The organism is Variovorax sp. 01T439_2 (genome assembly GCF_056398445.1).
The window spans coordinates 1-1,349 of the sequence record NZ_JBFTPJ010001230.1 but is presented as its reverse complement, the minus strand read 5'-3'; the positions used below and the strand labels follow the sequence as shown (position 1 = coordinate 1,349).

At 69.8% G+C, this 1,349-nt stretch carries 3 protein-coding genes; all 3 read right to left on the bottom strand.

Annotated features, from left to right (window positions below):
* Positions 1 to 30: 30 nt before the first annotated feature.
* Positions 31 to 672, bottom strand: coding sequence for a hypothetical protein (locus AC1DOC_RS33825; RefSeq protein WP_012747945.1), 642 nt, complete (start codon positions 670 to 672; stop codon positions 31 to 33).
* Positions 673 to 710: 38 nt separating this feature from the next.
* Positions 711 to 1,019, bottom strand: coding sequence for a hypothetical protein (locus AC1DOC_RS33820; protein ID WP_012747944.1), 309 nt, complete (start codon positions 1,017 to 1,019; stop codon positions 711 to 713).
* A 134-nt stretch (positions 1,020 to 1,153) separates the two neighbouring features.
* A partial coding sequence (locus AC1DOC_RS33815; RefSeq protein WP_478131587.1) for a hypothetical protein occupies positions 1,154 to 1,349 on the bottom strand: 196 nt, incomplete at its 5' end.

Below are 1,349 nucleotides of genomic sequence, written 5' to 3'. Positions count from 1 at the left end.
TTCCGGAGGCAGGAGGCTTCGAGGGGGCGTCTATGCAGGCCGGCTCAGGAATTCGAAGCGCTCGTGCGGCGCCACGGTTTCGGGCAGCACGTACACCACGCCGCGGCGGCTGCCGAGCGCGGGCTTGATGTAGGCRTCGTAGAACGCGGCCGGCACATTGATGCAGCCGTACGAAATGCGGTTGTCTGCCACGCTCGGCGATGCCAGCCGCTCCAGGCGGCGCTCCGACTTGACGGTGGCGCGCACCCGGTGCATCGAGACGGCGGCGTCGTAGTCGATCCAGACGATGTCTTCGCCTTGGGCGTTGCGGCCCGGCTCCGTCCTGAAGCGCCCCGCCGGCGTCGTGCGCTCCTCAGGCCGAATCCTGGACATCTCGCGCTCGCCGATGCCCGGCACGGAGTCGTCCCCGTGCGCCAGGCCCAGCAGCACGGGCGACGAACCCTGGAGCCGGCCTGCCGTGTCGAAGACGAAGACGCGGGCGTTCTTCTTGTCGACCACCGCGAACGGGGCCGCCCGATTGTCCGCCGTGGCCACGACGGCCCGCGCGAGCCACTGCGCATCTTCCACCGCGGGCGGCGGCGGGGCCGACGCCGACAGCGATAGAAGCGAAAGCGAAACGAGCACGGCAAGCGCGCGGCTCGCCGCGCCCGGTGCAGCTGTCACGGCATTCATGGATCGACCGTGCCGCGTGGGACCGGAACGGACCGCGCTCAGTTGCGGTCGGCGCGTGCACGCCGCATGGCAGGCGTGTCGCCCGACGCGGCCATGGTGCTGCTGGAACTGCTGCTGGTGTCAGGCGAGCTTTGGGCCGTGGGCGCGGAGGAGCTTCCCGAGGTGCTGCCGCCCTGCGTGTTCTGCGGCGTCACGCCCGTGCTGCCCATGGGACCGCCCGACGGATTCTGCTGGCCTGCCGCGGTGGCCGGATTGGGGGGTGCCGTGGTGGGCGGATTGCCTTGTGCAAAGGCTGCGCCTGCGGCACCCAGGGCAAGTGCGGCAATGAGTCTGGAAGTGCTGTTCATGGTCATTTCTCCTGAAAAAGAGCCGGCTGTCCCGGCAGATAAGGGCCGTGCCGGACCGGATGCCCGACCTTGAAAAAGCTAGGTTCTTGCCGGCTGCGCCGGGTCGGCTCGCAGCGCGGCACGCTGTAGGAGGGCTACCTCTTGGCGTCTGCGTCGCGGCCCTGCTGCTCCGCCTTGTCCTTGTCCTGCGGCGCCTTGGGCAGCTTGACCTTGGTCACCGTGACCGACACCGGGTCGCTCGCGGGAAAGGATTCCTCGACCCCGCTGTCCAGGGCTTCCTCGCTCGGCGCCTGTTCGGTCGGCTTGGCGGGCTCGACCGGCGGCTTGCCG